Annotated in this window: 22 protein-coding genes; 10 read left to right on the plus strand and 12 right to left on the minus strand. The window is 64.5% G+C overall.

What is annotated here, in order from left to right:
• Nucleotides 1–126: 126 nt before the first annotated feature.
• The 3 genes from PQ467_RS05125 to PQ467_RS05135 form a co-directional block, all read right to left on the minus strand.
• The gene (locus PQ467_RS05125; RefSeq protein WP_274175471.1) at nucleotides 127–321 is read right to left on the minus strand and encodes a hypothetical protein; all 195 of its coding nucleotides are present in this window, start codon (nucleotides 319–321) and stop codon (nucleotides 127–129) included.
• Between the two features lie 369 nt (nucleotides 322–690).
• Nucleotides 691–1,977 carry a dicarboxylate/amino acid:cation symporter gene (locus tag PQ467_RS05130; RefSeq protein WP_274175472.1) on the minus strand — a complete coding sequence of 429 codons (1,287 nt, stop codon included), beginning with the start codon at nucleotides 1,975–1,977 and terminating at the stop codon, nucleotides 691–693.
• An 80-nt stretch (nucleotides 1,978–2,057) separates the two neighbouring features.
• Complete coding sequence (locus PQ467_RS05135) at nucleotides 2,058–3,245, minus strand: cytochrome P450 (protein ID WP_274175473.1); 1,188 nt, start codon at nucleotides 3,243–3,245, stop codon at nucleotides 2,058–2,060.
• A gap of 118 nt (nucleotides 3,246–3,363) precedes the next feature.
• On the opposite strand from PQ467_RS05135, the gene PQ467_RS05140 reads away from it, so the two are divergent.
• Together PQ467_RS05140 and PQ467_RS05145 are read left to right on the plus strand one after the other, a co-directional pair.
• Complete coding sequence (locus PQ467_RS05140) at nucleotides 3,364–4,245, plus strand: helix-turn-helix domain-containing protein (protein WP_274175474.1); 882 nt, start codon at nucleotides 3,364–3,366, stop codon at nucleotides 4,243–4,245.
• Between the two features lie 115 nt (nucleotides 4,246–4,360).
• Nucleotides 4,361–5,461 carry an HPP family protein gene (locus PQ467_RS05145; protein WP_274175475.1) on the plus strand — a complete coding sequence of 367 codons (1,101 nt, stop codon included), beginning with the start codon at nucleotides 4,361–4,363 and terminating at the stop codon, nucleotides 5,459–5,461.
• Between the two features lie 32 nt (nucleotides 5,462–5,493).
• Here PQ467_RS05145 and PQ467_RS05150 read toward each other — a convergent pair whose 3' ends face one another.
• Entirely contained in the window at nucleotides 5,494–5,739 is a 246-nt protein-coding gene (locus PQ467_RS05150) for a hypothetical protein (protein ID WP_274175476.1), read from the minus strand.
• Between the two features lie 192 nt (nucleotides 5,740–5,931).
• Between PQ467_RS05150 and PQ467_RS05155 the strand changes: the two genes are divergently transcribed.
• The 5 genes from PQ467_RS05155 (at nucleotide 5,932) to PQ467_RS05175 (ending at nucleotide 13,177) form a co-directional block, all read left to right on the plus strand.
• On the plus strand, nucleotides 5,932–8,781 hold the full coding sequence (locus tag PQ467_RS05155) for a TonB-dependent receptor domain-containing protein (RefSeq protein ID WP_274175477.1): 2,850 nt from the start codon (nucleotides 5,932–5,934) through the stop codon (nucleotides 8,779–8,781).
• A 168-nt stretch (nucleotides 8,782–8,949) separates the two neighbouring features.
• On the plus strand, nucleotides 8,950–9,864 hold the full coding sequence (kdgD, locus tag PQ467_RS05160) for a 5-dehydro-4-deoxyglucarate dehydratase (RefSeq protein ID WP_274176093.1): 915 nt from the start codon (nucleotides 8,950–8,952) through the stop codon (nucleotides 9,862–9,864).
• Nucleotides 9,864–11,192: an enolase C-terminal domain-like protein gene (locus tag PQ467_RS05165; protein ID WP_274175478.1), complete on the plus strand. Its 1,329-nt coding sequence runs from the start codon at nucleotides 9,864–9,866 to the stop codon at nucleotides 11,190–11,192. Before kdgD ends, PQ467_RS05165 begins: the two co-directional genes overlap by 1 nt.
• 183 nt (nucleotides 11,193–11,375) lie before the next feature.
• Nucleotides 11,376–12,644, plus strand: coding sequence for a lipase family protein (locus PQ467_RS05170; protein WP_274175479.1), 1,269 nt, complete (start codon nucleotides 11,376–11,378; stop codon nucleotides 12,642–12,644).
• Between the two features lie 11 nt (nucleotides 12,645–12,655).
• Nucleotides 12,656–13,177 (plus strand): DUF3237 domain-containing protein, encoded by a 522-nt coding sequence (locus PQ467_RS05175; protein ID WP_274175480.1) that lies wholly within the window; start codon nucleotides 12,656–12,658, stop codon nucleotides 13,175–13,177.
• A gap of 122 nt (nucleotides 13,178–13,299) precedes the next feature.
• On the opposite strand, the gene PQ467_RS05180 is transcribed toward PQ467_RS05175, so the two are convergent.
• The 5 genes from PQ467_RS05180 to PQ467_RS05200 all read right to left on the minus strand — a co-directional run bounded on the left by PQ467_RS05180 (nucleotide 13,300) and on the right by PQ467_RS05200 (nucleotide 18,418).
• Nucleotides 13,300–14,694, minus strand: coding sequence for an efflux transporter outer membrane subunit (locus PQ467_RS05180; RefSeq protein WP_274175481.1), 1,395 nt, complete (start codon nucleotides 14,692–14,694; stop codon nucleotides 13,300–13,302).
• Nucleotides 14,694–15,803, minus strand: a complete 1,110-nt coding sequence (locus PQ467_RS05185) for an HlyD family secretion protein (protein WP_274175482.1) — start codon at nucleotides 15,801–15,803, stop codon at nucleotides 14,694–14,696. The genes PQ467_RS05180 and PQ467_RS05185 overlap by 1 nt, the downstream gene beginning before the upstream one ends.
• Nucleotides 15,800–17,434 (minus strand): MFS transporter, encoded by a 1,635-nt coding sequence (locus PQ467_RS05190; protein WP_274175483.1) that lies wholly within the window; start codon nucleotides 17,432–17,434, stop codon nucleotides 15,800–15,802. Before PQ467_RS05190 ends, PQ467_RS05185 begins: the two co-directional genes overlap by 4 nt.
• Before the next feature lie 103 nt (nucleotides 17,435–17,537).
• On the minus strand, nucleotides 17,538–17,762 hold the full coding sequence (locus PQ467_RS05195) for a ferritin-like domain-containing protein (RefSeq protein ID WP_274175484.1): 225 nt from the start codon (nucleotides 17,760–17,762) through the stop codon (nucleotides 17,538–17,540).
• 110 nt (nucleotides 17,763–17,872) lie between these two features.
• Entirely contained in the window at nucleotides 17,873–18,418 is a 546-nt protein-coding gene (locus PQ467_RS05200; RefSeq protein ID WP_274175485.1) for a carboxymuconolactone decarboxylase family protein, read from the minus strand.
• A 560-nt stretch (nucleotides 18,419–18,978) separates the two neighbouring features.
• Here PQ467_RS05200 and PQ467_RS05205 point away from each other — a divergent pair.
• Genes PQ467_RS05205 through PQ467_RS05215 form a run of 3 tightly spaced genes read left to right on the plus strand, consistent with a single transcriptional unit; the run spans nucleotide 18,979 to nucleotide 22,917 of the window.
• Nucleotides 18,979–19,434: a (2Fe-2S)-binding protein gene (locus tag PQ467_RS05205; RefSeq protein ID WP_274175486.1), complete on the plus strand. Its 456-nt coding sequence runs from the start codon at nucleotides 18,979–18,981 to the stop codon at nucleotides 19,432–19,434.
• Nucleotides 19,427–21,589: a xanthine dehydrogenase family protein molybdopterin-binding subunit gene (locus PQ467_RS05210; protein WP_274175487.1), complete on the plus strand. Its 2,163-nt coding sequence runs from the start codon at nucleotides 19,427–19,429 to the stop codon at nucleotides 21,587–21,589. The genes PQ467_RS05205 and PQ467_RS05210 overlap by 8 nt, the downstream gene beginning before the upstream one ends.
• Nucleotides 21,586–22,917 carry a c-type cytochrome gene (locus PQ467_RS05215; protein ID WP_274175488.1) on the plus strand — a complete coding sequence of 444 codons (1,332 nt, stop codon included), beginning with the start codon at nucleotides 21,586–21,588 and terminating at the stop codon, nucleotides 22,915–22,917. The genes PQ467_RS05210 and PQ467_RS05215 overlap by 4 nt, the downstream gene beginning before the upstream one ends.
• Before the next feature lie 234 nt (nucleotides 22,918–23,151).
• Here PQ467_RS05215 and PQ467_RS05220 read toward each other — a convergent pair whose 3' ends face one another.
• The 3 genes from PQ467_RS05220 to PQ467_RS05230 form a co-directional block, all read right to left on the minus strand.
• Complete coding sequence (locus tag PQ467_RS05220) at nucleotides 23,152–24,396, minus strand: MFS transporter (protein WP_274175489.1); 1,245 nt, start codon at nucleotides 24,394–24,396, stop codon at nucleotides 23,152–23,154.
• A 64-nt stretch (nucleotides 24,397–24,460) separates the two neighbouring features.
• Nucleotides 24,461–25,615 (minus strand): nuclear transport factor 2 family protein, encoded by a 1,155-nt coding sequence (locus PQ467_RS05225; RefSeq protein WP_274175490.1) that lies wholly within the window; start codon nucleotides 25,613–25,615, stop codon nucleotides 24,461–24,463.
• A 27-nt stretch (nucleotides 25,616–25,642) separates the two neighbouring features.
• Nucleotides 25,643–26,359: an alpha/beta fold hydrolase gene (locus PQ467_RS05230; RefSeq protein ID WP_337995115.1), complete on the minus strand. Its 717-nt coding sequence runs from the start codon at nucleotides 26,357–26,359 to the stop codon at nucleotides 25,643–25,645.
• Nucleotides 26,360–26,495: the final 136 nt, after the last annotated feature.

Raw genomic sequence — 26,495 nt, forward strand, 5'->3', positions numbered from 1 at the left:
GGTATGGGGTGGGCCGGTTTTGGTCAAGTCCCTATGGAACCGCCACCCCTGGCCCGGAACACGGCGTAAGGCGGGCGTGAAAGCCCGCCATCATCCCCGCCGCCATTCCCGCCGGTTGGGCAAGGCTCAGTCGCGGGGCCGCTCGCAGAACGAACGAAGCTGGTTTTCGTCAATCTCGTTCTGAACATCGACGCGGATCTTGCCGAGGAAATTGCGGATTTCCACTTCGCCCAGATTGTTGCCATCGCCGATCCATTTTTCGATGTCGGTGATCTGCGTGCGGTCGACGGTGAAAGACTTGAAAGGGATCGGCATTCCCATGGCAGTATCCTCGATGTTTTATGAAAAAGGTTAAGTCACGGTCATTGTCTGGCCAAGTTCTGTATAGGTGATTCTGGTTACTAACGGATTAAGTGGTGTTACTTATGTTAGGAGCAGGAAGGCAGGATGCCTCCGGCGGGCAAAGGGCGGGGGCCCTTTGCAATCCCGTTAATGGGGGGCGCTTGCGTTCGCATGGATGTGAATTGGGCGATGATTAAAAGCCTGCGGCGCGGCAAGCGCAGCGTTTAAAGCGCCGCAGGCTTTCATTTTCCCAACGTTGCGCCGATCCATTGGGGCCGATCCATCACACCTCCCCATAATGGGATTGCAAAGGGACGAGTCCCTTTGCCCGCCGGAGGCAACCCCCTTTTACCCCTTCAACGCCGCATCCAGCGCAGCCTTATCCAGCTTCCCCTCCCACCGCGCGACAACGATGGTGGCCACCGCATTGCCGACGAAATTGGTCAGGCTGCGGCATTCCGACATGAAGCGGTCCACACCAAGGATCAGCGCCATGCCCGCCACCGGCACGGATGGCACAATGGAAAGCGTGGCCGCCAGCGTGATGAAGCCTGCCCCCGTCACCCCCGCCGCGCCCTTGGAAGAGAGCATGGCCACGCCCAGCAAGAGCGCCTGCTGGCCCAGCGTCAGGTCAACATTGCACGCCTGCGCGATGAACAGCGCGGCCAGCGTCATGTAAATATTCGTGCCGTCGAGATTGAACGAATAGCCCGTGGGTACGACCAGCCCCACCACCGCCTTGGGACAACCGGCGCGCTCCATCTTCTCGATCAACGCGGGCAGGGCGCTTTCCGAAGAAGACGTGCCCAGCACCAGCAGCAATTCGGATTTGAGATAGGCCAGCAGGCGAAAGATCGAAAATCCAGCCAAGCGCCCCACAATCCCCAGCACCACGATAACAAACAGCAGCGAGGTCAGGTAAAAGGTCGCCACCAGCCCCACCAGATGGGCCAGACTGTGCACGCCATATTTGCCGATGGTAAAGGCCATCGCGCCAAAGGCCCCCAGCGGGGCGGCCTTCATCACGATGGACACCAGCCGGAAAAAGACCGTCGAAACGTCCTCCAGCACGCAAAGCACCCGTTCGCCCACATCGCCCACCGAGGCCAGCGACACGCCGAACAGGATCGCGACCACCAGCACCTGCAGGATATTGCCATCGGTCAGCGCCGAAACATAGGTTTCGGGCACCATCGCGTTGATAAAGCCCATGACGCTGCTCTCATGCGCCTTGGCGGCGTAATCGGCCACCTTGCTGGCGTCGAGGCTGGCCGGATCGATGTTCAGCCCCGCGCCGGGCCGCACCGTATTCGCCACGATCAGCCCGACGATCAGCGCCAGCGTCGAAAAGGTGAAGAAATAGGCAAAAGCCTTGGCCGCCACTCGCCCCACCGAGGACAGGTCGCGCATGCCCGCAATGCCCGTGACGATGGTCAGGAAGATCACCGGGGCGATCACCATCTTGACCAGCTTGATGAAAATATCGCCCAGCGGCTTCATCGCCTCGCCCATATCGGGCGCGAAATGGCCCAGCGCCACGCCCGCGGCAATCGCCATCAACACTTGCGCGTAGAGATGCCCGTACCAGCGCTTTGGCGTGGGCGGGGCAAGGGTTGAAACTTCGGGAATATGCATGAGGGCCTTTCGCGCATCGGTTTGCCCCCATGATAGCGGCAGAACCCATGCGCGAAAGGGGGATGGCTACGCCTAATCGCTTATCCGCGCCGCAGCAGGAGTTTGCTCGGGCTGCGGAAATTGGACGAGGGCACCCATTCGAGCTGCGCATCGACGCGGGTGAATTCCGGCACGGCGGTCAGGAATTCCTCAAACAGGATCTGAACCGCAACGCGCGCCAGCATCGAGCCGAGGCAGGCATGAACCCCGCCGCCAAAGCCCAGATGCCGCTTGGGCCGCCGGGTGATGTCATAGGTGTCGGGATCGTTGAACACCGCGCTGTCGCGGTTGGCCGCGCCATAGGCCAGCATGATGAAATCGCCCGCCTTGATGCTCTGCCCATGCAATTCAATATCCTGCGTGGCGCAACGCTTGAACCGCTGGGCCGAGGTGTTGAAGCGCAAGGATTCCTCAATGGCATCGGGCAACAGCGAGAGATCGGCGCAGATCGCGCGGCGCGCCTCGGCAAAATCGGCCATGTTCAGCGCGAACATGCCCATAAAGCCCGAGAGCGATTCAATCCCCGCCATGATCAGCGTGGTGACGGTCAACTGCACTTCCTTGTCGAGCAGCTTTTCCCCGTCGATCTCGGCGGTGATGAAGTTGGAGAGCAGATCATCGCCCGGATTGGCCTTGCGCTCGGCCACGATGCGCTGGGCATAATCGGCCATCCATTGAAACGCGGCCAGATGGGCGGGGCTTTTTTGCCGCGTGACCGGATCGGTCTGGACCATCAGCACGGCATTGTCGCGCACTTCATCGGCGTTTTCGGGGGGCAGGGCAAATAGATAGAAGATGAGATCGAGCGTGACCGCGCCGCCCAGCTCGCCCACGAAGTCGAACACATCCTTGCCCTCGATGGCGGCCAGATGGCGCCGCACCGAGGCGCGCGCCGGTTCGATCACATGGTCGAGCGCCCGCTTTGTCATCGCGCTTTGCACCAGCGCGCGCAGGCGGTCATGGCGCGGCGGATCGCTGCTGCCCAGCGTTGCCCCCGCGCGACCGGGAAATTCGTTGATGAGATTGCCCTTGGCGGAGGAATAGAGCCGCCAGTTCTGCAAGGCGTTCAAAATATCCTCGTGACGCGAAAGCACCCACATGCCCGCTTCCTCGCTCCAGAAACAGGGATGCTCCTCGCGCAGCACCTTATAAGCGGGATAGGGATCGGCGTCATTTTCGGGCGAATAGGGATCGAAACGGAACGGACGATCCAGCGTCAGCTCGCTCATCTTGCATATCCTCTCATGCTTCTATGCCGCCATGATTGCCATGAACGCGCCCCTTGCGTGAGGGACGCGCCGCGCAAGCTCTTGCACTTTTCGATCAATCGGCGCAGATTTCGACCCCATGGCCAACAGGCACCAGATCCGCCGCTATGCGCTTTATGGCGAGGGCAATCATGCGATCGCCCCGGAATTCCTGCATATTGAAACGATCTCAGCCCGCTCCAGCCAGCATGAGTGGACCATTTCGCCCCACGCTCATCCTGGTATTTTTCAACTCCTTCTGCTGGATGGCGGCCATGGCGATCTGGTCGATGATGCCGGCACCACCCGCCTCGATCCGGTCAGCCTCGTCGTCGTGCCATCGGGCTGCGTTCATGCCTTTCGTTTTGCCACCGATGCGCAAGGCTGGGTGCTCTCGCTGGCCGATGCGTTGCTGCATGATCGGCGGCTGGCGGGACTGCTGGGCGCGGTGGCGCTGGGCGGGCATGGTGCGCGGCATCGCTTGCTGGCCCCCGGCCCGGCGGGGCGGCTCGGCTGGCTGCTGGCCGATCTGGCGCAGGGCGCGGCGCAGGGTGCGCAAATGTTGGCCCCCTCGCTGGTGGCGCAGCTGGGGCTGATACTGGCGCTGGCCGCCGAGGGGTTGAGCGCCGCGCCCCATCCGCCGCGCAGCGGGCAGGACGCGCTGGTTGCCCGCTTCAAGGCGCTGGTCGAGGCGCATTATACCCAAGGCTGGGGCGTGCAGGATTACGCCGCCCATCTGGCCACCACCGCGCCCACGCTGACGCGCGCCTGCCGCGCCGTGCTGGATCTGCCCCCCGCCGAGGTGGTCCAGCAACGCCTGCTGCTCGAAGCCATGCGCCTGCTGACCTATACCGCCAGCAGCATTGGCCAGATTGCGGCCACGCTGGGCTTTGCTGATCCGGCCTATTTCGCCCGTTTCTTCAAATCGCGCACTGGGCGCACCGCCTCGGATTTCCGCAACAGCCGCGCCTGGGTGATATAGGCGGGGGCGCTTGCGGCCCGGCGCATCCCGCGCTGTGGGGGCAGAGAAAAGATTCCTTTGAAATGCCTTATGGCGCGCCCTATGGCCCCGCCGTTGTGATGGAAGGGGCAGGGCCATGCGCGCCGTGAACAATGTGCTCCAATGGGCCGGTGTGCAAAGCGCGCCGACGGCCGCGCGCCTGTGGACGGCGGGGCTGGGGGCGGCATTCGGTATTCTTGCGGCGGGGCTGGTGATCCGGCTGTGGCCGCCGGTGATGGCGGGGTTGGGCCTGCCGGTGATGATTGCGCCCATCGGCGCCTCGGCGGTGCTGCTCTTTGCCGTCCCGGCCAGCCCGCTGGCCCAGCCATGGGCGATTGTGGGGGGCAATACGATATCGGCGCTCTGCGGCATTTTCTGGATGAAGGTGCTGGGCGATCCGGCCTATGCGGCCTGTCTTGGCGTGGCCAGCGCTATTGTCATGATGAGCCTTGCGCGCTGTCTGCACCCGCCGGGCGGGGCCTGCGCGCTGACCTGCGTGATCGGGGGCAAGGCGGTGGTGGCCGCGGGCTGGTCCTTTGCGCTGGTGCCGGTGGCGCTGGACAGCGCGCTGCTGGTGGCCTTCGGCGTTTTGTACAATTGCGCGGTGCGGGGCAATTATCCCCACCGCGTCGCGCAATATGCCGCGCCGGGGCCTGCGCGGGCGGGCTTTTCGATGGCGGACATCGAATCGGTGCTCTCGCAATATGACCAATTGCTCGATGTCAGCAGCGAGGATCTCGACACCTTGTTCCGGCAGGTCGAAACGCGCGCCTATCGTCGGCTGCATGGCACAATCCGCTGTGAACAGATCATGCGGCAGGACGGCGCCACCTTGTCGCCGGGCGATGATCTGGCGCGCGCGGTGGCGCTGTTTGGCGCGCATCGCGTGGGCGCTCTGCCGGTGGTCGACGCTCAGGGGCGGCCCGAGGGCTTGCTTCGCCTCGACAGCCTCGTTTCGGTGGGCGATGAGGAGAAGGTGGAGCAGGTGATGGACATCTCGCCCTGTATCGCCTCGGCCGATGCGCAGATCGACGAATTGCTGCCGATCCTGTCGGGCGGGCTGTATCATCACGCGCTGGTGGTCGACGCGCGCGGCCATCTGCTGGGGATGATCGCCCAGACCGACCTGCTTTCGGCCCTGTGGCGCGGGCATATTGCCGAACAGATCGCCCTGCACGAAGGAGGCAAGGCGCCATAGCCACCCGCGCTATGGGCTCAATTCCGAGGGCCTCAGGGCGTGCCCAAAGTCGCCGCGATGCGCGCTGCCGCATCGGTGGCTTCGGCGGCCATGTGGTTCAATGCCCTGGCCGTATCCTGCATCAGGTTCTCGCTGATCGGCCTTTCGCCGTTGATAAAGCGGCGGATCGCCCTTTCATCAATGCCCAGGCGGCGCGATGCCGCCGTGGTGCCGCCAAGAACCTGAATGCAATGGGCAAAATGCTCAGGGATGTCGTCAATGGCGGTTGGTGCGTTCATGATCTCTCTCAGGCTGGGCAGAAATGGGCAAGCCGGGCGCATGCGGCAAGGTCGATGCTCTCGTCAATCCCCCGCGCGCTGCATCAATACCGGTTGGGAATAACTCAATCGCCTTTGGGTATTGGACTCTGGTGGTCGGTTTGGCGATTTCAACTCGCAAGCTGAGATAAATACCATAACAGAGAGGATCATATGATGGGCATTTGCTGCGGCGCGCTGCGCGCCTCGGGTTGCAGTGGGCTGGCTATGGCCACGGCATTGGCATTGGGCGCCGCCCCGTCGCAGGCCATGGCCGCCGCCGATCAGGCCGCGCCCAGTGCGCCCTCCGGCGATGCCTCGATCATTGTCACCGGATCGCGGATCAAGCGCGACGGCTATGATGCCCCCACGCCGTTGACGGTGGTCAATGCCGATGCCATCGCCAAGGCGGCCCCTGCCAATGTCGCCGATTATGTCAACTCGCTGCCCCAGTTGAACCCGAATTCGACGCCGCGCGTCGGCAATGGCGCGACCTCGACGGGCACGGCGGGTCTCAACCTGCTCGATCTGCGCGGGCTTGGCCCCAATCGCACGCTGGTTCTGGTCGATGGCCAGCGCGTGGCGCCCTCGACCCAGACGGGCGCTGTCGATGTCAACAATATCCCCACCAGCCTGCTCAAGCGCATCGACGTGGTGACGGGCGGCGCCTCGGCGGCCTATGGCTCGGACGCGGTGGCGGGCGTGGTCAACTTCATCGTGGACAAGCAGTTCGAGGGCCTGCGCCTCAATCTGAACGGCGGCGTCACGGATCGCAATGACAATCGCAATTGGCAGATCACCGGCGCATTCGGCACGCGTTTTGCCGATGATCGCGGCCATTTCCTGCTCTCGGTCGAACATCAGCATGAAGATGGCATCGACCAGCTCGATCCCAAGAAGCGCAATTGGTATAACGCGACCTATCTGGTGGCCAATCCGGCCTATGCGGCGGGCAATGGCCAGCCCAAGACCATCGTGGCCAGCAATGTCAATTATTCCAATCTGGCGCTGGGCGGGTTGATCACCTCCGGCCCGCTGCGCGGCACCGCCTTTGGCCCGGGCGGAGCGCCCTATCAGTTCAACTATGGCACGCTGGCGGTCAATGCCACCCAGCCCACCTCCAATTTCATGATCGGCGGCCAGACCTGGAATGAGGGCAATGTCACCGCGCTCTCGCCCCGGATCGACCGCAACAATGTCTGGAGCCGCCTCAGCTATGATCTGACCGACAATATCACGCTCTCGCTCGATGGCTCCTATGGCCGCACCCATACGATCGGCAGCGCGGCCTATCAGCGCTATACGGGCGGGTCATCGCCCTTTGCCGCCGTGTCGATCAATAACCCCTATCTGCCCGCCAGCGTTCGGACGGCAGGGCTGGCGGCGGGTGTTTCCACCTTTGCCTATGGCATGTCCACCATCGACATGGGCCGCATGGTCAATGACATTGCGCGTGAGAATTTCCGCGTCGTCGGCGCGCTCAATGGCAAATTCGGCGACGGGTGGAGTTGGCAGACCTATTACCAATACGGTCAGAGCAACATCAATGTGCAGTTGCGCAACACCACCAATATCGCCCGCATGGCCCAGGCGGTGGATGCCACCACCAACAGCAGCGGGGCGATTGTCTGCCGCTCGACGCTGACCACTCCGGGCAATGGCTGCATTCCGCTCAATATCTTCGGCACGGGCGTGGCCGATCCCAACGCGATTGCCTGGATCAAGGGCACGGCCTCGCAAACCCAGAAGATTTCGGAAAGTGTGGTGGCCGCCTCGATCAACGGTTCGCTGGCGCGGACATGGGCCGGGCCGATCTCGATTGCGGCCGGTGTCGAGCATCGTTCCGAAAACGCCAGCGCCGTGGGCGATCCCCTGTCGCAGACCAACGGCTGGGTGACGGGCAATTTCAAGACGAATTCGGGCGGTTTCAAGGTGACCGAGGGCTTTGGCGAAGTTGTGGTGCCGCTGCTGAAAGACAGCCGGTTCGGCAAGTCGGCCGACTTCAACGGCGCGGTGCGCGTGACGAATTATACGACTTCGGGCACGGTGACCACCTGGAAGCTGGGCCTGACCTATGAGCCTGTCTCGGATCTCAAGCTGCGCGTGGTGCGCTCGCGCGATATCCGTGCGCCCTCGATCAGCGAAGGCTTTGCCGCCGGCGCCACGCAGGCGGTGGACGTGATCGTTCCGACCGGCGGCGCCTATGCCCCCGGCACGTTCCGCATCACCCAGGTGACCAACGGCAACACCTCGCTGCGCCCCGAAATGGCCGACACGCTCAGCCTTGGCGCCGTCCTGAAGCCGCGTTTCCTGCCGGGCTTTTCGGCCTCGGTCGACTATTACAATATCCGCGTAAAGGACGCGATCACCACGCTTGCCGTGAATGACATGGTGACGCTGTGCTATGCCGGGGTCAGCTCGGTCTGCTCGCTCATCACCGCCGACCCGACCACCCGCGCCATCACTCAGATCAGCCGCGTTCCCGTCAATGTCGCCTCGTTGCGGATGCGGGGCCTCGACTTTGACGCCTCGTATCGCCAGTCGCTCGGGCGGTTCCTGCCCGGCTCGATCAATATTCGCGTGCTGGCGACGCGCTCGCTCAACTATACGTTGAACACCGGCGTGACGATGACCGAATATGCCGGGGTCAACGGCGGTCCCTTTGCGACATTTTCCATTCCCAAATGGCGCACCAACACCACGATCGGCTATGACAGCGAGCGGGTTTCGCTGACCGCGACCATGCGCACGATCAGCGCGGGCGTCTATAACAACGCCTTTGTCGAGGGCGTGGACATTGACACCAACAAGATCAAGGGCGCGACCTATTTCGACCTTGGCGGCAGCTATCGCATTTCGGGCGACAGCCGCCGCAATTTCGAGGCCTATTTCAAGGTCGACAACCTGCTCGACAAGGCGCCGCCGGTCGCTGCGGGCAATGTGTCGAGCGCGCTGCAGGTGAACCCCACCTTGTATGACGTGCTGGGCCGGGCCTATCGCATCGGCCTGCGGGTCCGGTATTGACCGGGCGCATGAGGCACCAACGGGTCGGCGTGCGCGATCAGGCAGCCGCCGACCCGCTTTGCATGCTGATCGGGTATTGCGCGATCCGGCAATGGACATGGACCTTCGGGATTTCCGGGGTTTAATAAACATCCAACGTCAAACACGAACACAGGACAAGAAGCGATGATGGCCCCAGAGGAGATGGCGAAGGTGATTGGCTCGGGGCTGCTGTCCTTTCCGGTCACGCATTTTGACGGCGATCTGCGGTTTGATGAGGCGCCCTATCGCCAGCATTGCGGCTGGATGCTGGAGCATGACGTGGCGGCGCTGTTTGCGGCCGGGGGCACGGGGGAGTTCTTCTCGCTGACGGCGGACGAGACGGTGCAGGTGGTGCGCGCGGCGGTGGAAGAGACAGCCGGGCGGGTGCCGGTCATTTCGGGCTGCGGCTATGGCACGGCGATTGCGGTGGAAATCGCGCAAGGAGCGGAAAAGGCCGGGGCCGACGGCCTGCTGCTGTTGCCGCAATATCTGGTGGGGGCCAAGCAGGAAGGGCTTGCCGCGCATATCGAGGCGGTGTGCCGCTCGACCAATCTGGGCGTGATCGTCTATAACCGCGACAATGCGATTGTGAACGAGGACACGCTGGCCCGCCTGTGCGAGCGCAACCCCAATCTGGTGGGATACAAGGACGGGGTGGGCGACATCGAGCTGATGATGCGCATCTATTGCAAGCTGGGCGACCGGCTGACCTATATCGGGGGCCTGCCCACGGCGGAGACCTTTGCGCCCGCTTATCTGGAGATGGGCGTGACGACCTATTCCTCGGCGATCTATAATTTCCTGCCCGAATGGGCGGTGGCTTTCTACAAGGCGGCGCGCGCGCGCGATCATGCGCGGGTGCATCAGATGCTGCGCGATTTCGTGCTGCCCTATATCGCGCTGCGCAATCGCGGGCGGGGCTATGCGGTCTCCATCGTGAAGGCGGGGATGAATGTGATTGGCCGTCCAGCAGGCCCGGTGCGCACCCCGCTCACCGATCTGTCGGCCGCCGAACATGACGAACTGGCCGCGTTGGTGGCCAAGGCGAAGGCGAGCCTGTGATGGCGACGGCGCCGGTTATTGCCGATATGCGCGTTGTGCCGGTGGCGGGGCATGATGCGATGCTGCTCAACCTGTCGGGGGCGCACGCGCCTTTCTTCACGCGCAACATCGTCATCCTGACCGACAGCGACGGGCGCAAGGGGTTGGGCGAAGTGCCCGGCGGCGAGGCGATCCGCCAGACGCTGGAGGATGCGCGGGGGCTGGTCGTGGGCCGACCTTTGGGCACCCATGCCAGCGTGGTGGCGCAGGTGGGCCGCACCTTTGCCGCTCGCGATGCGGGCGGGCGGGGGTTGCAGACCTTTGACCTGCGCACCACGATCCATGCCCAGACCGCCATCGAGGCCGCTATGCTCGACCTGCTGGGCCAGCATGTGGGCGTGGCGGTGGCGGACCTGCTCGGCACGGGGCGGCATCGCGACCGGGTGGAGATGCTGGGCTATCTTTTCTACATCGCCGACCCCAAAAAGACCGATCTGCCCTATCGCGACGAGAGCGACAGCGCGGATGAATGGAAGCGCCTGCGCAACCGCGAGGCGCTGATGCCCGAGGCCGTGGTGGCCCTGGCCCGCGCGGCGCAGGCACGCTACGGCTTTCGCGATTTCAAGCTGAAGGGCGGCGCTCTGGCGGGCGATGAGGAGGTGCTGGCGGTGCGGGCCTTGAAGGAGGCTTTCCCGCAGGCGCGCATCACGCTCGACCCCAATGGCGCGTGGTCCTTGGCCGAGGCGGTGCGCCTGATGAAGCCGCTGGGCGATGTGCTGGCCTATGCCGAGGACCCTTGCGGGGCCGAGAACGGCTATTCCGGGCGCGAGGTGATGGCTGAGTTCCGCCGCGCCACCGGCCTGCCCACCGCGACGAACATGATCGCCACCGACTGGCGTCAGATGGCCCATTCGCTTTCGTTGCAATCGGTGGACATCCCGCTGGCCGATCCGCATTTCTGGACGATGGAGGGCGCGGTGCGCGTGGCGCATCTGTGCGATGCTTTCGGCCTGACATGGGGCAGCCATTCGAACAACCATTTCGACATTTCGCTGGCCATGTTCACCCATTGCGCCGCCGCCGCGCCGGGCCGGGTGACGGCCATCGACACGCATTGGATCTGGCAGGACGGTGAATGCCTGACCAAAAATCCGCCGCGCATCGAGGATGGCCATGTGGCCATTTCCGACAAGCCGGGTCTGGGCATCGAGATCGACGAGGACGCGCTGGCGCGCGGGCATGAACTGTATCAGCAGCACGGTCTTGGCGCGCGCAACGATGCGATGGGGATGCAGTATCTGATCCCCGGATGGACCTTTGACAACAAGCGCCCCTGCATGGTCCGCTAAACCCTTTTACGCCACGCTGCGTAAGACAGGAGGGCGCCATCCACCCGGCTCCCTCCTGTTTTTTATGCGCAAGAGCCCAAGGCGATGATGTCGGTGCGGCATCAATGCATGCGCGGAAAACATTGGCGCAGCAGGCCGAGGCCATGCGATCCAGCCACCTGATAACATAATTGGGAGATGTCTATGCCTCACGGTCGGATTAGCGCCGCCCTGGTTTTCACTGCGGCATTGTCCTTGGTGGTGGGCACAGGATCGGCCGCCGATCGTGATCCCGGCACGGATGTCTATTTCGGCGACGGCGGCGTCTCGCCCTTTTACAAATGGGATGGCAGGCTGGAAAAGCCGGGCGAAATGCTGCGCCGCGAACCCGTGGGCGAGGGCTATTTCGCCGATCACGCCGCAGTGGCCGAGCGCATCCTCTACGCCTCGACCGACGGGCGTTTCGGGCGCGGCGTGATCGAGGCATCGGGCCTGCTTTATTTGCCCAAGGGCGAGGCTCCGAAGGGTGGCTGGCCGCTTATCGTCTGGGGCCATGGCACGCTGGGCATCGCCGATGTCTGCGCGCCAAGCTGGGCCAGGCCGATGCCGCGTGATGGCCATTATATCGACGCCTGGGTCCAGCAGGGATTTGCCGTGGTCGCGCCGGATTATCAGGGGCTGGGCACGCGCGGCGTTCACACCTATCTCCAGCGTGCGGGCGAGGGCTATTCGGTGCTTGACGCGGCGCGGGCCGCCTTGAAGGCCCATCCCGGCCTTGTCGCCAACAAGGTCATCCTTACCGGGCAATCGCAAGGTTCGGGGGCTGTGCTCAACGCCACCTATCTCCAGCCTTCCTATGCGCCCGATGTGAACCTGTTGGGCACGGTGGCCACCGCGCTGGTCTGGTCGGCCCAGCCTGAGCGGGGCGCGGCGCCGGAAAATGTCGGCGGGGCCGATCCGCGCTATGCGGTGATGCGTATGTACGGCGGCGGCCTGCACCCCAACAGCCCCGCGCCCGATACGCTGCTCGCGCCCAAGGGACAGGTGCTGCGCGAGGCGGCACGGCATGGCTGTTCGCGCGATATGGCCGTGGCGGCCAAGCAGAATGAGGTTACCGCCGACAATGCCTTTACGCAAAGCCCCGGGAAGGTGAGCGCAATGCTGGTCGACCCTTCTGTGCCCGCGCGCCGCTTGCCGGTGCCTTTGCTGATCGCCACGGGGCTGGCGGATTCAACCATTCCCACCGCGCGCCAATTTGCCGCGGTGCAACAGATGTGCCGTCGCGGCAATCGGGTGAAATGGGTCAAATATGACGGCGTCAATCATTCGGGCACGGTCAATTATGCCCTGCGCGATGCGGTGCCCTTTGCCCGCGACCTGTTGGCAAAACGGGCCTTTGCCTCCAATTGCGACAGCATAACCGCGCCGGGGCCGATTCAGGCCGCCGACCGCTCCATTCCCTTTCAAGAATAGGTTCGCAGGTCATGATAGCACGACGCGACATACTTGGCTCCGGCCTGATCGGTGCTGCGGCGCTGGCCGGTGGGGCCAGGGCGGCGACAGAGGCGACGGGGCCGCGCCTCGAACTGGCGCTGGAAATCATCGCCGACATCGCCCCGGTCCAGGATCTGGGCAGCGGGCCATTGGGGACGCGCCGCATCGTGCCGATCCTTGGCGGCACGTTCGAGGCAAAGGGCTCGCTGGCCGCCGGGCTAAAAGGAGTCGTCCTGCCGGGCGGCGCCGACCGCCAGTTGATCCGCACCGACGGCGTGCGGCAATTGAGCGCGCTCTATGAATTGCGGGCCGATAATGGCGATGTGATCACCGTGCTCAACAAAGTGCTGGTCGAGGACAAGGCGGGTGGGCGCTATGCCTTTTCAACGCCCGAAATCACCGCGCCCAAAGGCCCCAGCGACTGGCTCAACCATCACGTCTTTTTGGGCACGCTCGACAGCCTCAAGCCTGCGCGCTCGGCGGTGCTGATCCGTTTTTACCGGGTTTATTGATGGCATCATTGTAACACCCCATACCAACCTATCGGGCAGGCGATCCTATCGTGCGATGGCCGGGGGAGGCAAACACGCGATGATGCGCAGGACAGGACCGGTCTGCGTCGGCAACCCTCGGATCACGGTGGAGAGGCCGCCGCATCCGGCGCCTGCCATCCGCCGCCAAGGCCGCGATAAAGCGTGGTGATCTGCACCAGACGGCGGGTCTGAAGATCGACAAGCTGCAATTGGATGGCCAGCAGCGCGCGCTCGGTGTCCAGTTGCTCAAGGTAGGAGGCATAGCCCGCGCGATAGCGGCGCTGGGCCAGCCTGAGCAGCTCGCGGCTGGCCTCTTCCTGCGCTCTTGCCTCGACCCATGCGCGCTGGGCGCCATCGACCCCGGCCATCGCGTCTTCCACCTCCTGAAAGGCGCGCAGCACCGTTTGTCGATAGGCATAGGCCAGTTGATCGCGCCGCGCCGCCGCGCCATCGACCCCGGCCCGCAACGCTCCGCCCGAATAGATCGGGGCCAGCAGCGACCCGCCCAGTGCAAACAGCGAGACCGGATTGGCCAGCACGCTCGATCCCACGGCCCCGCCGCTGGCCGACAGGTTTATGCGCGGCATGAAGGCGGCGCGCGCGGCATCAAGACTGTGGTCTGCGGCGGCCAGTCTCGCTTCGGCCTCGGCAATGTCGGGCCTTTGCCGCAGCACGTTTGAGGGCAGTGCCGAGGGCACGGCCATCGCGTTCAGCCCTGCCAGAGCGCTGCCCCGCTCGACCGACCCCGGCATATGGCCGATCAGCGCGTTGATGGAATTTTCCTGCCGGGCAATGGCGGCCTGTGTTGTGGGCACCAATTGCGCGGCGGCTGCGCGCTCGGCTTGGGCCTGATCGAGATCGACGCGCGCGGAATAGCCGGCATCATAGCGCCGCCGGACAAGCGCCAGTTCGGCCTCGCGCTCGACCAGCGTTGCCTGGATAATGGCCAGTTGCGCATCAAGGGCGCGCAGGGTGACATAGCCTGAGACAACCGTGGCAATCAGGCTGGTGCGCAGGGCGTCCTGAGAAAAAGCATTGGCCAGCACGGTGGCGCGCGCGGCGTCGGCGGTGGCGGAAAGGCGGCCGAACAGGTCGATTTCATAGGAAATCCGCGCCTCCCCCGTGATCGCGCTCTGGTCAAGGCCCTGGCCAAAGGCGTTGAGCGAGCGTGATCGCCCGCCATTCCCGGCAATGCCCAGCGACGGTTGCAAATAGGATGCGGCCAGCGCGAATTGCGCCCGCGCCTCGCGCACCCGCGCTGCTGCGATCTTCAGGTCGGTGTTGCCCGCCAGCGCCTGTTCGACCAGATGGTCGAGCGCGGGATCGGCAAAGTCCCGCCACCATTGGGGGCGCATGACGCCGGGCGCGCTCTGCGCGTCGCTTATCCCTCGCCAATGGGCGGGGGGCGCGACAGCGGCATCGGCCGGGATCGGCGGCCTTGACCCCGCACAGCCCCCCGCCAGCGCCACCAGCGGCAAGATCGCCCAGCGCCGCATCAGTGTCGCCCCGTATCGACATCGGCCTCCACGGACATGCCGGGGCGCAGCCGCGCCGCCAGCGCCTGACCGCCGTCAATCGCGATCAGCACGCCGATGCGCTGGGGCACTTTCACGAAATTGCCGGTCGCGTTGTCCGGTTTCAACGTGGCAAATTCCCAACCCGTGGCCGGTGCGATCCGGGCGATGCGGCCCGCCAGCGCCTGACCGCCCAACGCATCCACCGAAAACCGCACATGTTGGCCAACGGCCATGCGGTAGGTCTGGCTCTCCTTGTATTGCGCAATGATCCAGCGATCAGGCGGCACCAGTTCCATCAACGCGGTGCCATTCGTCACATATTGGCCGCGCCGCATGTGGATTTCGCCCAATTGGCCGGTTTCGGGCGCGCGGATCACGGTATGCAGCAGATCGATTTCGGCCAGCCGCAATTGCGCCTGCGCCACTTTGACCTGCGCAACCAGAGCGCCGCGCCCGACATGGACGGTGGCCAGATCCTGATGGGCAATGTCGCTGTTGGCCAAGGCTTTGCGCAGGTTGGCCTCGGCCTGAGCCAGCGCGGCGGTGGTCTGGTCGCGCTCCCTGATGGCAATCGCGCCATCGCGGGCCAGATCATTGGCGCGCGCCATATCCGCCTTGGCGCGCAGCAATTGCGCCTCGGCATCGGCGGTGGCGGCCTGCTGGCCGATGATGCCCGAAAGGCGCGCCTTGCGGGCCTGATCATTGTTGGCCAATTGCGCCATTTGCGCGTCCAGATTGGCGCGCGCCTGCGCCACGCGGGCGCGATAGATGTCATCGTCGATCATGGCGAGAACCTGCCCGCCGCGTACGCTGGCATAATCCTGAACCAGCACCTGACTGACATAGCCGCTGACCTGTGAGGCGATGACCGCCGTGCGCCCGCGCACCAACGCGTTATCGGTGGATTCGACGAGCGGCGCGAAAGGCCCGATGCCCCAGACCCGCAGGATGATGGCCGCCGCCCCCAGCAGCGCGACGATCAGCAGGGCCGTGATCAGGGGATGTTGCGCCGGCGGGTGCCAGACGGGGGCAGCGGTGGTTTGGGCCGGGGCGGCCGGAAGAGGGGCAGGCGGCGGCGCATCGCTCATGGTTGGTTTCCCTTGGGGGCCGCGGCGGCCATGCGCGACCGTATCGCCACAATCGCGACATAGGCGCCCGTGGCCAGCGCCAGACAGGCAATCACAAGAAACGTGTCGTTATAGGCCAGCACATTGGCCTGTGCATGCAACGCCTGTCCGAACAGGACATTGGCCTGCGCGCTGCGGGCGGCAGGGTCGGGGATCTGGGCGGCGATGGTCTGGGCATAGGCCTGAGCGCGCGCGACCACCTGCGGATCGCCGCGAAACAGCGCCTCGGCCAGATATTCGGCGTGGATGCGTTCGCGCATCGTCTGGATCGAGCCCAGCAGCGCCGATCCGGCCAGCCCGCCCAAATTCTGCGTGGTGCTGAACAGCACGACAAAGCTGACCAGATATTGCGCGCCCTGCCGCATGATATGGCCGATGCCCAGCAACAGCGCAGGCCCCAGAAACAGCGTGGTGCCAAAGCCGATCAGGGCCTGGCTGAGATAGAGTTGCGGCGCGCGGGTCAGGCTGGTGGCCTGGCTGTCGAGCAGGGCGCCCAGCGCGATCACCAGCGCGGCCACCATGATCATCGGCACAATCCGCTCCACGCGCAGGGTCAGCGCCACCGTGGCAATCCCGCCCGCCATGGCCAGAAAGACCACGCCGAACAGGCCGTGAAGCTGGTCGCTCGTCTGGCCGCCCAGCGAGAGCAGGCCGATCGCGGCATAGGTCTGCTCGCCAAGGGCGAGGCGGATCAGGATCGCCACGATTGTGAAAAACAGGATCTCGGCGCTGCCATACCATCGCACGCGCAGCAGCGGTCTGGCGCGCCGGTCCTCGATAAGAAGGGCAAGGCCCAGCAGAGGAATACCCCCCGCAAAGCTCCAGCCCAGCCATGGCGTCTCGGTCCACCAGCCATAGCGCCCGGTCGCAAGCGCGCTGCCCACCAGCAGCATGCCCGAAATGAACAAGGCGGTGGACAGGGCATCGAGCGGCTCAAACACCTTTTCCCGCTCGACAGGGGGCAAGGGCACCAGATTGAGCATCGCCCATGCGCCAAGCGCCATGGCCAGTTCGACCAGATGCAGCCCGTGCCAACCATCAGGCCCGATGGCATCGAGCGGAAACAGGCGCGCGAGCGGCGAGGCAAGCTGGGGCAGGCTGAAGCCGACGACGGCGGCAACTGGCCGCATGTTGAGCGGAAAGACCTGAAAAATACTGTAGAGCGACAAGGTGGTCAGCCCGCCCGCCGCCAGCCCGCTGATCGCGCGCGCCAGAACCGCCGTGGCAAAACCGGGGGCGGCCAATTGGATGGCCTGCGCGGCCATCAGCGCGCCCAGCACCACATGCATCGTGGCCGGGATGCCGAATTGCTGGCGCGCCTTGACCAGCAACAGGTTCGCCGTGGCGTTGAAGGCGACATAAACCGCCAGCAGAATGTTGGCCTCGGCCACATAGAGCCCCATCTCGCCCGCCAGAACCGGCATGTTGGCGGTGATCATCCCGTTGCCCAGCCCGCTGGCCATCGCCATCACGAGGGCCGACAGGGCATAGATCTTGCGGCGCCGGCGGGTGTGGCGCGGCGAATAGGGAGAGCCGGGAAAGATCGGCCGCTCTTCGGGCGAGTAGGGATAGGGGGCACATTGCGAAAGCATGGGGTCAGGCGCTCCACAACGATGATCGGCGGCCATCGCTGCGGGGCGAACCTTTCCCAAGTTTGAGAGGGCGACAAGTCATACGCCGGTATAGTTCACAAGCTCAGGGAGCGATGCGAATGACTACAGCGGCACAGCCGGGCCGAGGTGACGCGATCGACCGTGCGGCCCGTTCCTCGACCGCGACGCTGATGATCGTGCGCCGCCATCCGCGCACCCTGCCCAGCGCATCATCGGACAGGCCCTCATCGGTGCCCTGATTGATGCTGAAGGCGGCATAAAGATAGCAGCACATCAGATCGTGTTCGATTTCCGCCGCCCCGGCCAACAGGCCCGGCAGATCCTCGCACGATTGCGGAGTGGCGGGAGGGCCATGGCAGGCTTGCCCTGTCCGGAGACGTGGTATCTCCGGGCAGGGCAGGGGCGGTTTGCGGTGCCTCAGGCCGCCGCGTCGGCCGTGACGGCGGGAAAATCAACGTCGGTCTGGGCGACATTGTTGATCAGGTTGGTGAGGAAATTCTTGGCGACATTGGCGACGATCTCAAGGATTTGCGCATCATCATAGCCTGCCGCGCGCAATTGGCTGATGTCCTCATTGCTCACCTTGCCCCGCGTTTCGGCGACCAGCCGCGCAAAGTGCAGCGCCGCTGCCAGCTTGGCATCGCTTGCCTCGCCGCGCTTGGCCGCCGCGATATCCTCGATCGAGAGATGCGCGAAATTGTGGCCCGTATAGGTGTGGGCGGCGGTGCAATATTCACAGCCATTGACGGCGGCGGTGGCCAGGGCAATGCCTTCGCGCGTCTTGATGTTGAGCGTCTTGCCCAGCGGGGCGTCGAAGGCACCATGGGCGGCCAGAACCGCCGGGCTATTGGCCAGCACGGCAAAGAAATTGGGGGTAAAGCCCAATTGCTTGTTCACCGCATCAAGCGTGGGCTGCGAGGCGGCGGGGGCTTCATCGCGGGTGGGGATGGCAATACGTGACATGGGCATTTCCTCTTGCTGGGGTTACAAAATCAGAACTGCGGTTGAACAGGGGGTCATCGGCAGGCCCCCAATCGGCAGGCCCCCATGCGCTCTGGGCGCGTTTGGCGGCCCGAATGGCCTGCTCTGCCTGCGCGGCCGATCGATCATGTCGATGCTGTTGGCCGCCTGAACGAGGGCGCCATCGATCAGAAGGTGATGTTGCATGGGCCGCTATCCTTGAAGCGCGCTTGGCCAATGGGATTGTATAAATCGATCACATTATCGGGATCGCGTGCTGGTGGGGGCGATCGTAAAATCCATCCAGGCATCAAAAATCCATCTGCCACAATAACGGTAATTGATAGCTGCCCTAGAGGTTGCATACTTTACAACCTGTGCTGGCCCATACCGAAGCATGGGGTTGGCCCGGCGGCCCCGTTTTCAGCTTTGCCTTGCCCACCCTTGCCGACCTTGATTGAGCCTGCGCTCTGATGCGGAAGGTTATCGAACCTATACACAGGTAGGTGTGTCCCGCGGCCCTGATTGCGCGTTATTCTCTGTCGCGAGATGGAGGACAAGGCATGACGACGATACATGTGAACGGCCAGCCGCTTGGGGTCAAAGTTGATGCCGAAACTCCCTTGCTGTGGGTGCTGCGCGATGATCTGGGTTTGACGGGAACCAAGTTTGGTTGCGGCATTGCCCAATGCGGGGCCTGCACCGTCCATCTTGATGGCGAGCCTGTGCGCTCGTGCCAGTTGCCGGTCGGTGAGGTCGGCGACAAGGCCATCACCACGATCGAGGCGATCGGATCGACGCCCGCCGGCGCGCGCATCCAAAAGGCCTGGCTCGACCTTGACGTGATCCAGTGCGGCTATTGCCAGTCGGGCCAGATCATGTCGGCCGCCGCGCTGCTGGCCAGCAATCCCATGCCCGATGACGCGGCCATCGACGCCGCCATGGCGGGCAATATCTGTCGCTGCGGCACCTATGTCCGCATCCGCGAAGGCATCAAGGAGGCCGCGCGTCATGGCTGATTCCGTCGTTTCGCGGCGCCAGATGCTGCGCGCCACCTCGCTTGGCGCGGGTGCTCTGGTCCTCGGCCTCAGCCTCCGGGGAGGATCGGTCGTCGCGGCTGGCGCTTCGGGCGGCGGGGCGGCGGGTTTTGCCCCCGATGCCTTTATCCGCATCGCCCGCGATGGACAGGTGACCCTCATCATGCCCCAGACCGAGATGGGGCAGGGCATTTACACCGCGCTGGCCATGCTGATTGCCGAGGAGCTGGACGTGGCGCTCGGCGCGGTCAAGCTGGAGGAAGCGCCTGCCGACGATGCGCTTTACGGCAATCCGATTTTCAAGGTGCAATCGACGGGTGGTTCAACCTCTGTGCGCGGCTATTGGCCGGTGATGCGCAAGGCGGGCGCCAGCGCGCGGGCCATGCTGGTCGCCGCCGCCGCGCGCCAATGGCGTGTCCCGCCCGCCAGTTGCCGCACCGAGGCGGGCGAGGTGATTCACGATCAGACCGGCCGCCGGGCAACCTATGGCGCACTGGCCGCGCAGGCCGCGCATGAACCGGTCCCGGCCGAGCCGGTGCTCAAGACGCCCGATCAATTCCGCCTGATCGGCCGTTCGCAGCATCGTCTGGATACGGCAGGCAAGGTCGATGGCTCGCTGCGCTATGGCATTGATGCGATGCCCGAGGGCGTGCGTTTTGCCTCGCTGGCCTGCGCGCCGGTTGTCGGGGGCAAGGTTGCCAAGGTCGATGACCGCGCGGCCAAGGCTCTGGCGGGCGTCAAGCAGGTGATCGTGCTGGACGATATGGTGGCCGTTGTCGCCGAGAGCAGTTGGGCCGCCATGCGCGCGCTGGCCGCCATGGAGATTACCTGGGACGACGGGCCCAATGCGAAAGTGGGCAGCGCCGACCTGTGGGCCGATCTGGCCAAAGCGGCGCAAGGCGCGGGCCATGTGGCCGTCGATACCGGCGCGGCGGCCAAATTGACGGACAAGGGCGTCATCGAGGCGCATTACACGCTGCCCCTGTTGGCCCATGCGCCGATGGAGCCGATGAATTGCACGGTCCATCTTGCGCCCGGCAAATGCGAGATATGGGTCGGCACGCAGGTGATGACCATGGCGCAGCGCGCCGCCGCCGAGGAAGCCGGGCTGAAGCCGGGTCAGGTCACGGTGCATAACCATCTGATCGGCGGCGGTTTTGGACGGCGCCTTGAGGTGGACGGCGTGCGCAAGGCGGTGCGCATCGCCAAACATGTCGATGGCCCGGTCAAGGTTGTCTGGAGCCGCGAGGAGGATATTGGCCGCGCGCCCTATCGCTCGGTCTATGGCGGATGGATGAAGGCCAAGGTTGCCAACGGCAAGGTCGAGGCATGGTCGCACCGCGTCGTCGGGCCCAGCGTGGTGGCGCGCTGGCTGCCGCCCGCCTTTGACGGCAAGATCGACAGCGACGCCGTCGATGGCGCGGCCGAAACGCCCTATGACATGCCCGCCGTTCTGGTCGATTGGGTCCGGCACGAACCGCGCGGGGTCTATACCGCCTTCTGGCGCGGGGTGGGGCCAAACATGAACGTGTTTGCCACCGAGAGCTTTGTTGACCGGGTGGCGCGCGAAGCGGGCCAGGACCCGCTGAATTTTCGCCGCGCCATGATCGGCAAACACACCCGAGCCCGCGCCGTGCTGGATCTGGCCGCGCAAAAGGCGGGTTGGGGATCGCCGCTGCCCGCGGGTGCGGGGCGCGGCATCAGCCTGCAATATGCGTTCGGCACCTATGCCTGCACCGTGGCCGAAGTGGTGGTGGCCGACGATGGCGCGGTCAGCGTCAAGCGGCTGACCACAGCGGTCGATTGCGGCATGCCGGTCAACCCCGATGGCATCACGGCCCAGATTCAGGGCGGACTGGTCTTTGGCCTGACCGCCGCGCTCTATGGCCAGATCACGATTGCGAACGGGCGGGCGCAGGAAAGCAATTTCCACGATTACCGCGTTGTCCGCATCGATGAAACGCCCCGCATCGAGGTCCACATCATTCCCAGCTCCGAGGCGCCCGGCGGGATCGGCGAACCCGGCACGGTCACCGTTCAGGGCGCGCTCAACAACGCGATCTATGCCGCGACCGGGGTTCAGTTTACCCGGATGCCGGTTGATCCCGCATTGCTGGCCCAGGGCGCGAGGCGGTGAGGATCGCGCGCAAAACATGGGGTATCGGCGCAGCGGCGGCGGTTCTTGTCGCCGGTGGCTTGGCATGGTGGCAGGTGGCCTTGCCCGGGCCGCTCGATTTTGCCGGAGGGCGCCGGGTTGACCTCTCCGCCTATCGCGGCCCATCGCCCACCGGGGTCCCGCCCGAACTGGCATCGGCCGATCCGCTGACAAAGGGCAAATACCTGACCGAGGCGGCCGATTGTCAGGCCTGCCACACCGTCAAGGGCGGCAAGCCCTTTGCCGGAGGGCGCGCCTTCAAGCTGCCTTTCGGTACGATCTATACCCCCAACATCACGCCGGACCGCGAAACCGGGATCGGACAATGGAGCGATGCCGAATTCCTGCGCGCCGTGCATCAAGGCATCGGGCGGGACGGCACGCGGCTCTATCCGGCCTTTCCCTATGCTTCCTATGCGATGCTGACCGATGCCGATGTGCTGGCCATCCGCCGCTATCTTGCCACTCTGGCGCCGGTGCATCAGGCCAATCGGCCCAACACACTGGCCTTTCCCATCAACCAGCGCTGGTTGATGGCGATATGGAGCGCGATGTTCAACCGCGAGGGCGTTTTCCGCCCGGTGGCCGAGCGCGACGCGCAATGGAATCGCGGCGCCTATCTGGTGGAGGCGGCGGGCCATTGCGGCGAATGCCATACGCCGCGCACGCTGATGCAGGCGATGAACACGCGGCGCAAGTTTGCAGGCGGCGCGGCCGAAGGCTGGAACGCCTATAACATCACCCCCGACACGGTGAGCGGCATCGGGCAATGGTCGGCCCAAGACCTGACCAGCTATCTGAGGCAGGGCTATGCGCCGCAGCGGGGCGCTGCCTCCGGCCCGATGGCCGAAGTGGTTTCCTTGAGCACGGGTCGGCTGACGGCTTCCGATCTGGCGGCGATGGTGGCCTATCTGCGCAGCGTGCCGCCTCTGTCCAGCAAGGGCCTGCCCGCGATGGCGGGGCCCGCCGCGCCGGTCGCGGCGTCCGGCCCTTCGGGCAATACCGAGGGCAAACGCCTGTTCGCGCAGGCATGCGCCAGTTGCCATGCGTGGAGCGGAAAAGGCGCCATCGTGCCGGGCCAGCAGTTGACCGGCATCCGCGCCGTCAATGACCGCACGGGGGCCAATGTGGCGCTGATGGTGCTGAACGGCGGCGGGGATGTGCATCGCGCCGGGACCTATATGCCGGGCTTTCGCATGGCTTATACCGATGCGGAAATTGCCGCTGTCGCCAATTATGTCACCGCCCGATTCGGGGCTGCACCTTCGGCTTTGACGGCTTCGGATGTGGCGGCTCTGCGCGATCAGTGAGGGTGGCTCCATTGGCTGGCCCGTCTGGCTCAAGCCGAACGGGATCTGGTCTGGCCTTATCTGACCGGGCCGGCATTCACGGCGGCGGATGCCTGTTTCTTTGTGATTGCCAGTTGGGCGCGGTATTTTCAGATTCCGCTCGAACCCGATCCCAAAATCGCCGCCCTGCTGCGTCCGGTGGGGCGGCGCCCTTCGGTTGGCGCGGCCCTCGCCGCCGAAGGGCAAGGGCGTGGTCTATTGCTGGGCCGCGTGGTCCGGCTTCAAGGTCTCGCGCTGTTGGCGCCAGATGATCGCGGCCAGCGTGAAGGACACGGCGGCCAGGCTCATGGCGGCCATCATGCTGGCCCGCTGGGCGATGGCGGCGGTGATGATGGGGGCAAAGAAACTGATGATGCGGCCCCAGTTGAAGATGGAGGCGGCGGTCGATTGCAGATGGGGGGGATAAAGCTCGGCCATCCATGCGCCCCAGATCACGCTGGAACACAGCGCCGCGCCATAAATCAGGCCCAGCCCGCGCAGCAGCGGCAGATGGGACGGGACGGTCAGATAGGCAATGATGGCCGCCGAGGCGATCAGGAAGCCCAAGGCATTGAACCGCCGTCCAAACCGGTCCGCCGCCCAGCCCCAGAAAAAGCCGCCCGCAATATTGCCCGCAAATTGCCACGCCAGCAATTCGCCCGCCACCGCGGGAGAAAGATGGCGCTCTCCGGTGAGATAGGTGGTCAACCAGCCGCTGAAGGCGGCATAGCCAAAGAAGTTGAGGCCGGTCATCGTGGCCAGCATCAGCGTCTGGCGCCGCACAGCCGGTTCGAACAATTCGGCCACCGGCAGGCGCTTGGCCGGTTTGGCGGCAATATCAACCAGCGATCCGGCCGGGATCATCCCATAGGCGACACAGCCCAGCACCAGCGCCGGTATGCCGCCAAACCACAGCAGCAGTTTCCAGTCGGCCGGCGCCACCGCCCCCATCGCCAGCCCCAGCGCGACGATGGAAAAGCTGAAACAGGCGTTCATCATACCGGCCAGCCTGCCCCGCTGGGCCGGGTCGAACAGGTTGATATAGATGCCCACGCTGACGGGAAAACTGGCACCGGCAAACAGGCCCAGCAAGAAGCGTTGGGCCAGAAGCTGGAGATAGCTGCCCACCACTGTGCCCATCAGCAGCATCGCGCCAAAACCGATCACCAGCATGGTCAGCATTTTGCGCCGCCCGAAACGGTCGGCCAATTGCCCGATGATCACCGCCCCTACCAAGGCACCCGCCCCTTGCGCCGAGTAGGCCGAGCCCGCCTGAATGAGCGAAAGGCCCAGGGATTGCCGGATAAAGGGCCGCAGCACATCGACCGTATTCCACGCCCAGCCGTAAAAGAATTCGCAGGCCAGCAGCAGAACGAAGATGGCAACACGGTGGCCATGGCCCGGCAGGGCGGGCGTTTCCGGCGCAGCGGCCGACAAAGGCAGGGGGGCGGCGGCAGTCATCCGCGGATACTCCGATAGGGTCGGGGGAGGCGGGAGCGCGCAAGCACGCTCCCGTCGGATGCGATCAGGCCGCCGCGTGCAACGCGGCCAGCTTCAATTGCACCAGCATCGACAATTCATCATAGACGACCCATTCATCGATGATCCTGCCATCGCGAATGTGGAAATGCGTGACGCCCATCACGGCCAGATGGTGGCCCGTGGGCGCGCCCAGTGAGCCATAGCCCAGATGATGCCCGTCCATCAGCCAGCGCACGGCATATTTGGTGCCGCCTTCCTCGCTTTCCACCGAGCAGATGTGCTGGGGCACAAAGCTGCAATCGGGCAGCAGCGCGACAAGGCGCATCGTCTGCTGCAGCACGGCGGCCACGCCATAGAGTTCGCGCATCAGCGGGCCGTGCCACTGGCAATTGGGGGCATAGATCTCGTGGATCTTGCCGAACATGCGCTTGTTATAGATGTGGTGCAGCCAGCCCAGCACTTCGCGCTCGCCGTCATTATGGGCGATGGAAAGGTCGGCCTCGCTTTCGGGCGGATATTGGCCCAGCAGGCGGCGGTTTTCGGTAACGTCCAGCACCGGCTCGCCCAGTTCGTATTTCTTTTGCGCGATGCCTTGCGCAAAGACATGCGGGTCCAGCCCGATCTGGATCAGCGGCCCCATATTGTCGCGTACGATCCATTCCTTATAGATCTTGTTTTCCAGGATCATGCAGTCAGCGACGGTGCGTGTGCAGAAGGTGCGACCGGTCGGTTTGCCCCATGCGCCGAACTGGGTATGGCGGCCAAGGCCATGGGTCATGTGGCTGGTGTAGAATCCGTTGACGTCATCCCCGCGCCAGATCACCTGAATCGCCTGACCCCGCCGGTCGGGGAATTCGACCAGCCGCTGGATCGTGTCGCGAATATGCGTTTCACGGTCATACATTGTGCCCAGCGTGGTATAGGCCACGCAATTATGGGTGTAATGGGTGTAGATCAGCCCGACATCCCGCTCGTCCCAGATGCGATGGGTGCAACGAATGATATAGTCGACGATGTCGGTGTAGCATTCGTCAAAGCCGCGCATGCTCTGCACGCGGGGGCGGCCTTCGGGCACCAGTTGGGTGAAATCGCGGCGCTCGACCTGCAGCACTTTGTCTGCCTTGGCGGGGCCTGCCTCGGCGGGCATGGCGGCGGGGGCCGGATTGGCCGACTTTTTGGGGGATTGGGCGTCAGTCACATTACCTCCATCGGGCATTTGTATGAGTTAGGATAAAGCAAAGGTCGAGGCCAGCCATTCCGCCAGCGCGGATGCGCAGAAATCGGGACACTCGAGCGGGAGGAAATGACCGGCCTCGGGCGCCATCCGCCATGTCGCGCGGGGCAGTCCTTTGGCCAGTTCCTCCTGCAAGGCAGGCGGAGCGACGGCATCCCACGCGCCGCCCAGCACCAGCGCAGGCATCGTCATCGTGCCAAGATGGGGCCGTTTGTCGCTGCGGGTCAGGGCCAATTCGGTCTGGCGGGCCAGCGTCTGGAGCGGCGCCTCCATGGCCATATCCATGACAAGCGTTCGCAGCGCATCATCATGGCGGCGGGCAGGCGCGGTGTAGCGCAGCCAAAGCGTATCGCGGATCAGGTGATCAGGGGCAATGGCGGCCATCGCGCGGCGCGATGCATGATCCGAAACCGGAACGTCGCGCGCATTGCCCGCCAACAGCACCATCCCGGCAACGCGATCAGGCGCGATCAGGGCCATTTCCAGCGCCACGATCGCGCCCAGCGAAAAGCCGACCGCGATAAAGCGAGGCGGAGCCGAATCGAGCAGATGCCTTGCCAAAGCATGGGCGTTTGCGTGACTCGTCATATCGGCGTGTATGATCGACGTGTTTTGGGCCAGCGCAGGTTGAGCCTGGGCAAGACAGGCAAGCATCGGGGCGAACACCCGCCGGTCGCATAGGGTGCCCGGCAGCATGACGAGCGGCATCGTTTCGCTTTTTGTGCCGAAATTAAGACGCGCCGCTGTGGTCACGCTGCATTATCCTCCCCATTTCGAAACGGCATCCATGTGCAGATGCAGTTTTTTCATCTTGAGTTGGCGCAATGGGCTTGCGCTGGCCTGC

The sequence above is a fragment of the Novosphingobium sp. KACC 22771 genome (genome assembly GCF_028736195.1).
GTDB lineage: Bacteria > Pseudomonadota > Alphaproteobacteria > Sphingomonadales > Sphingomonadaceae > Novosphingobium.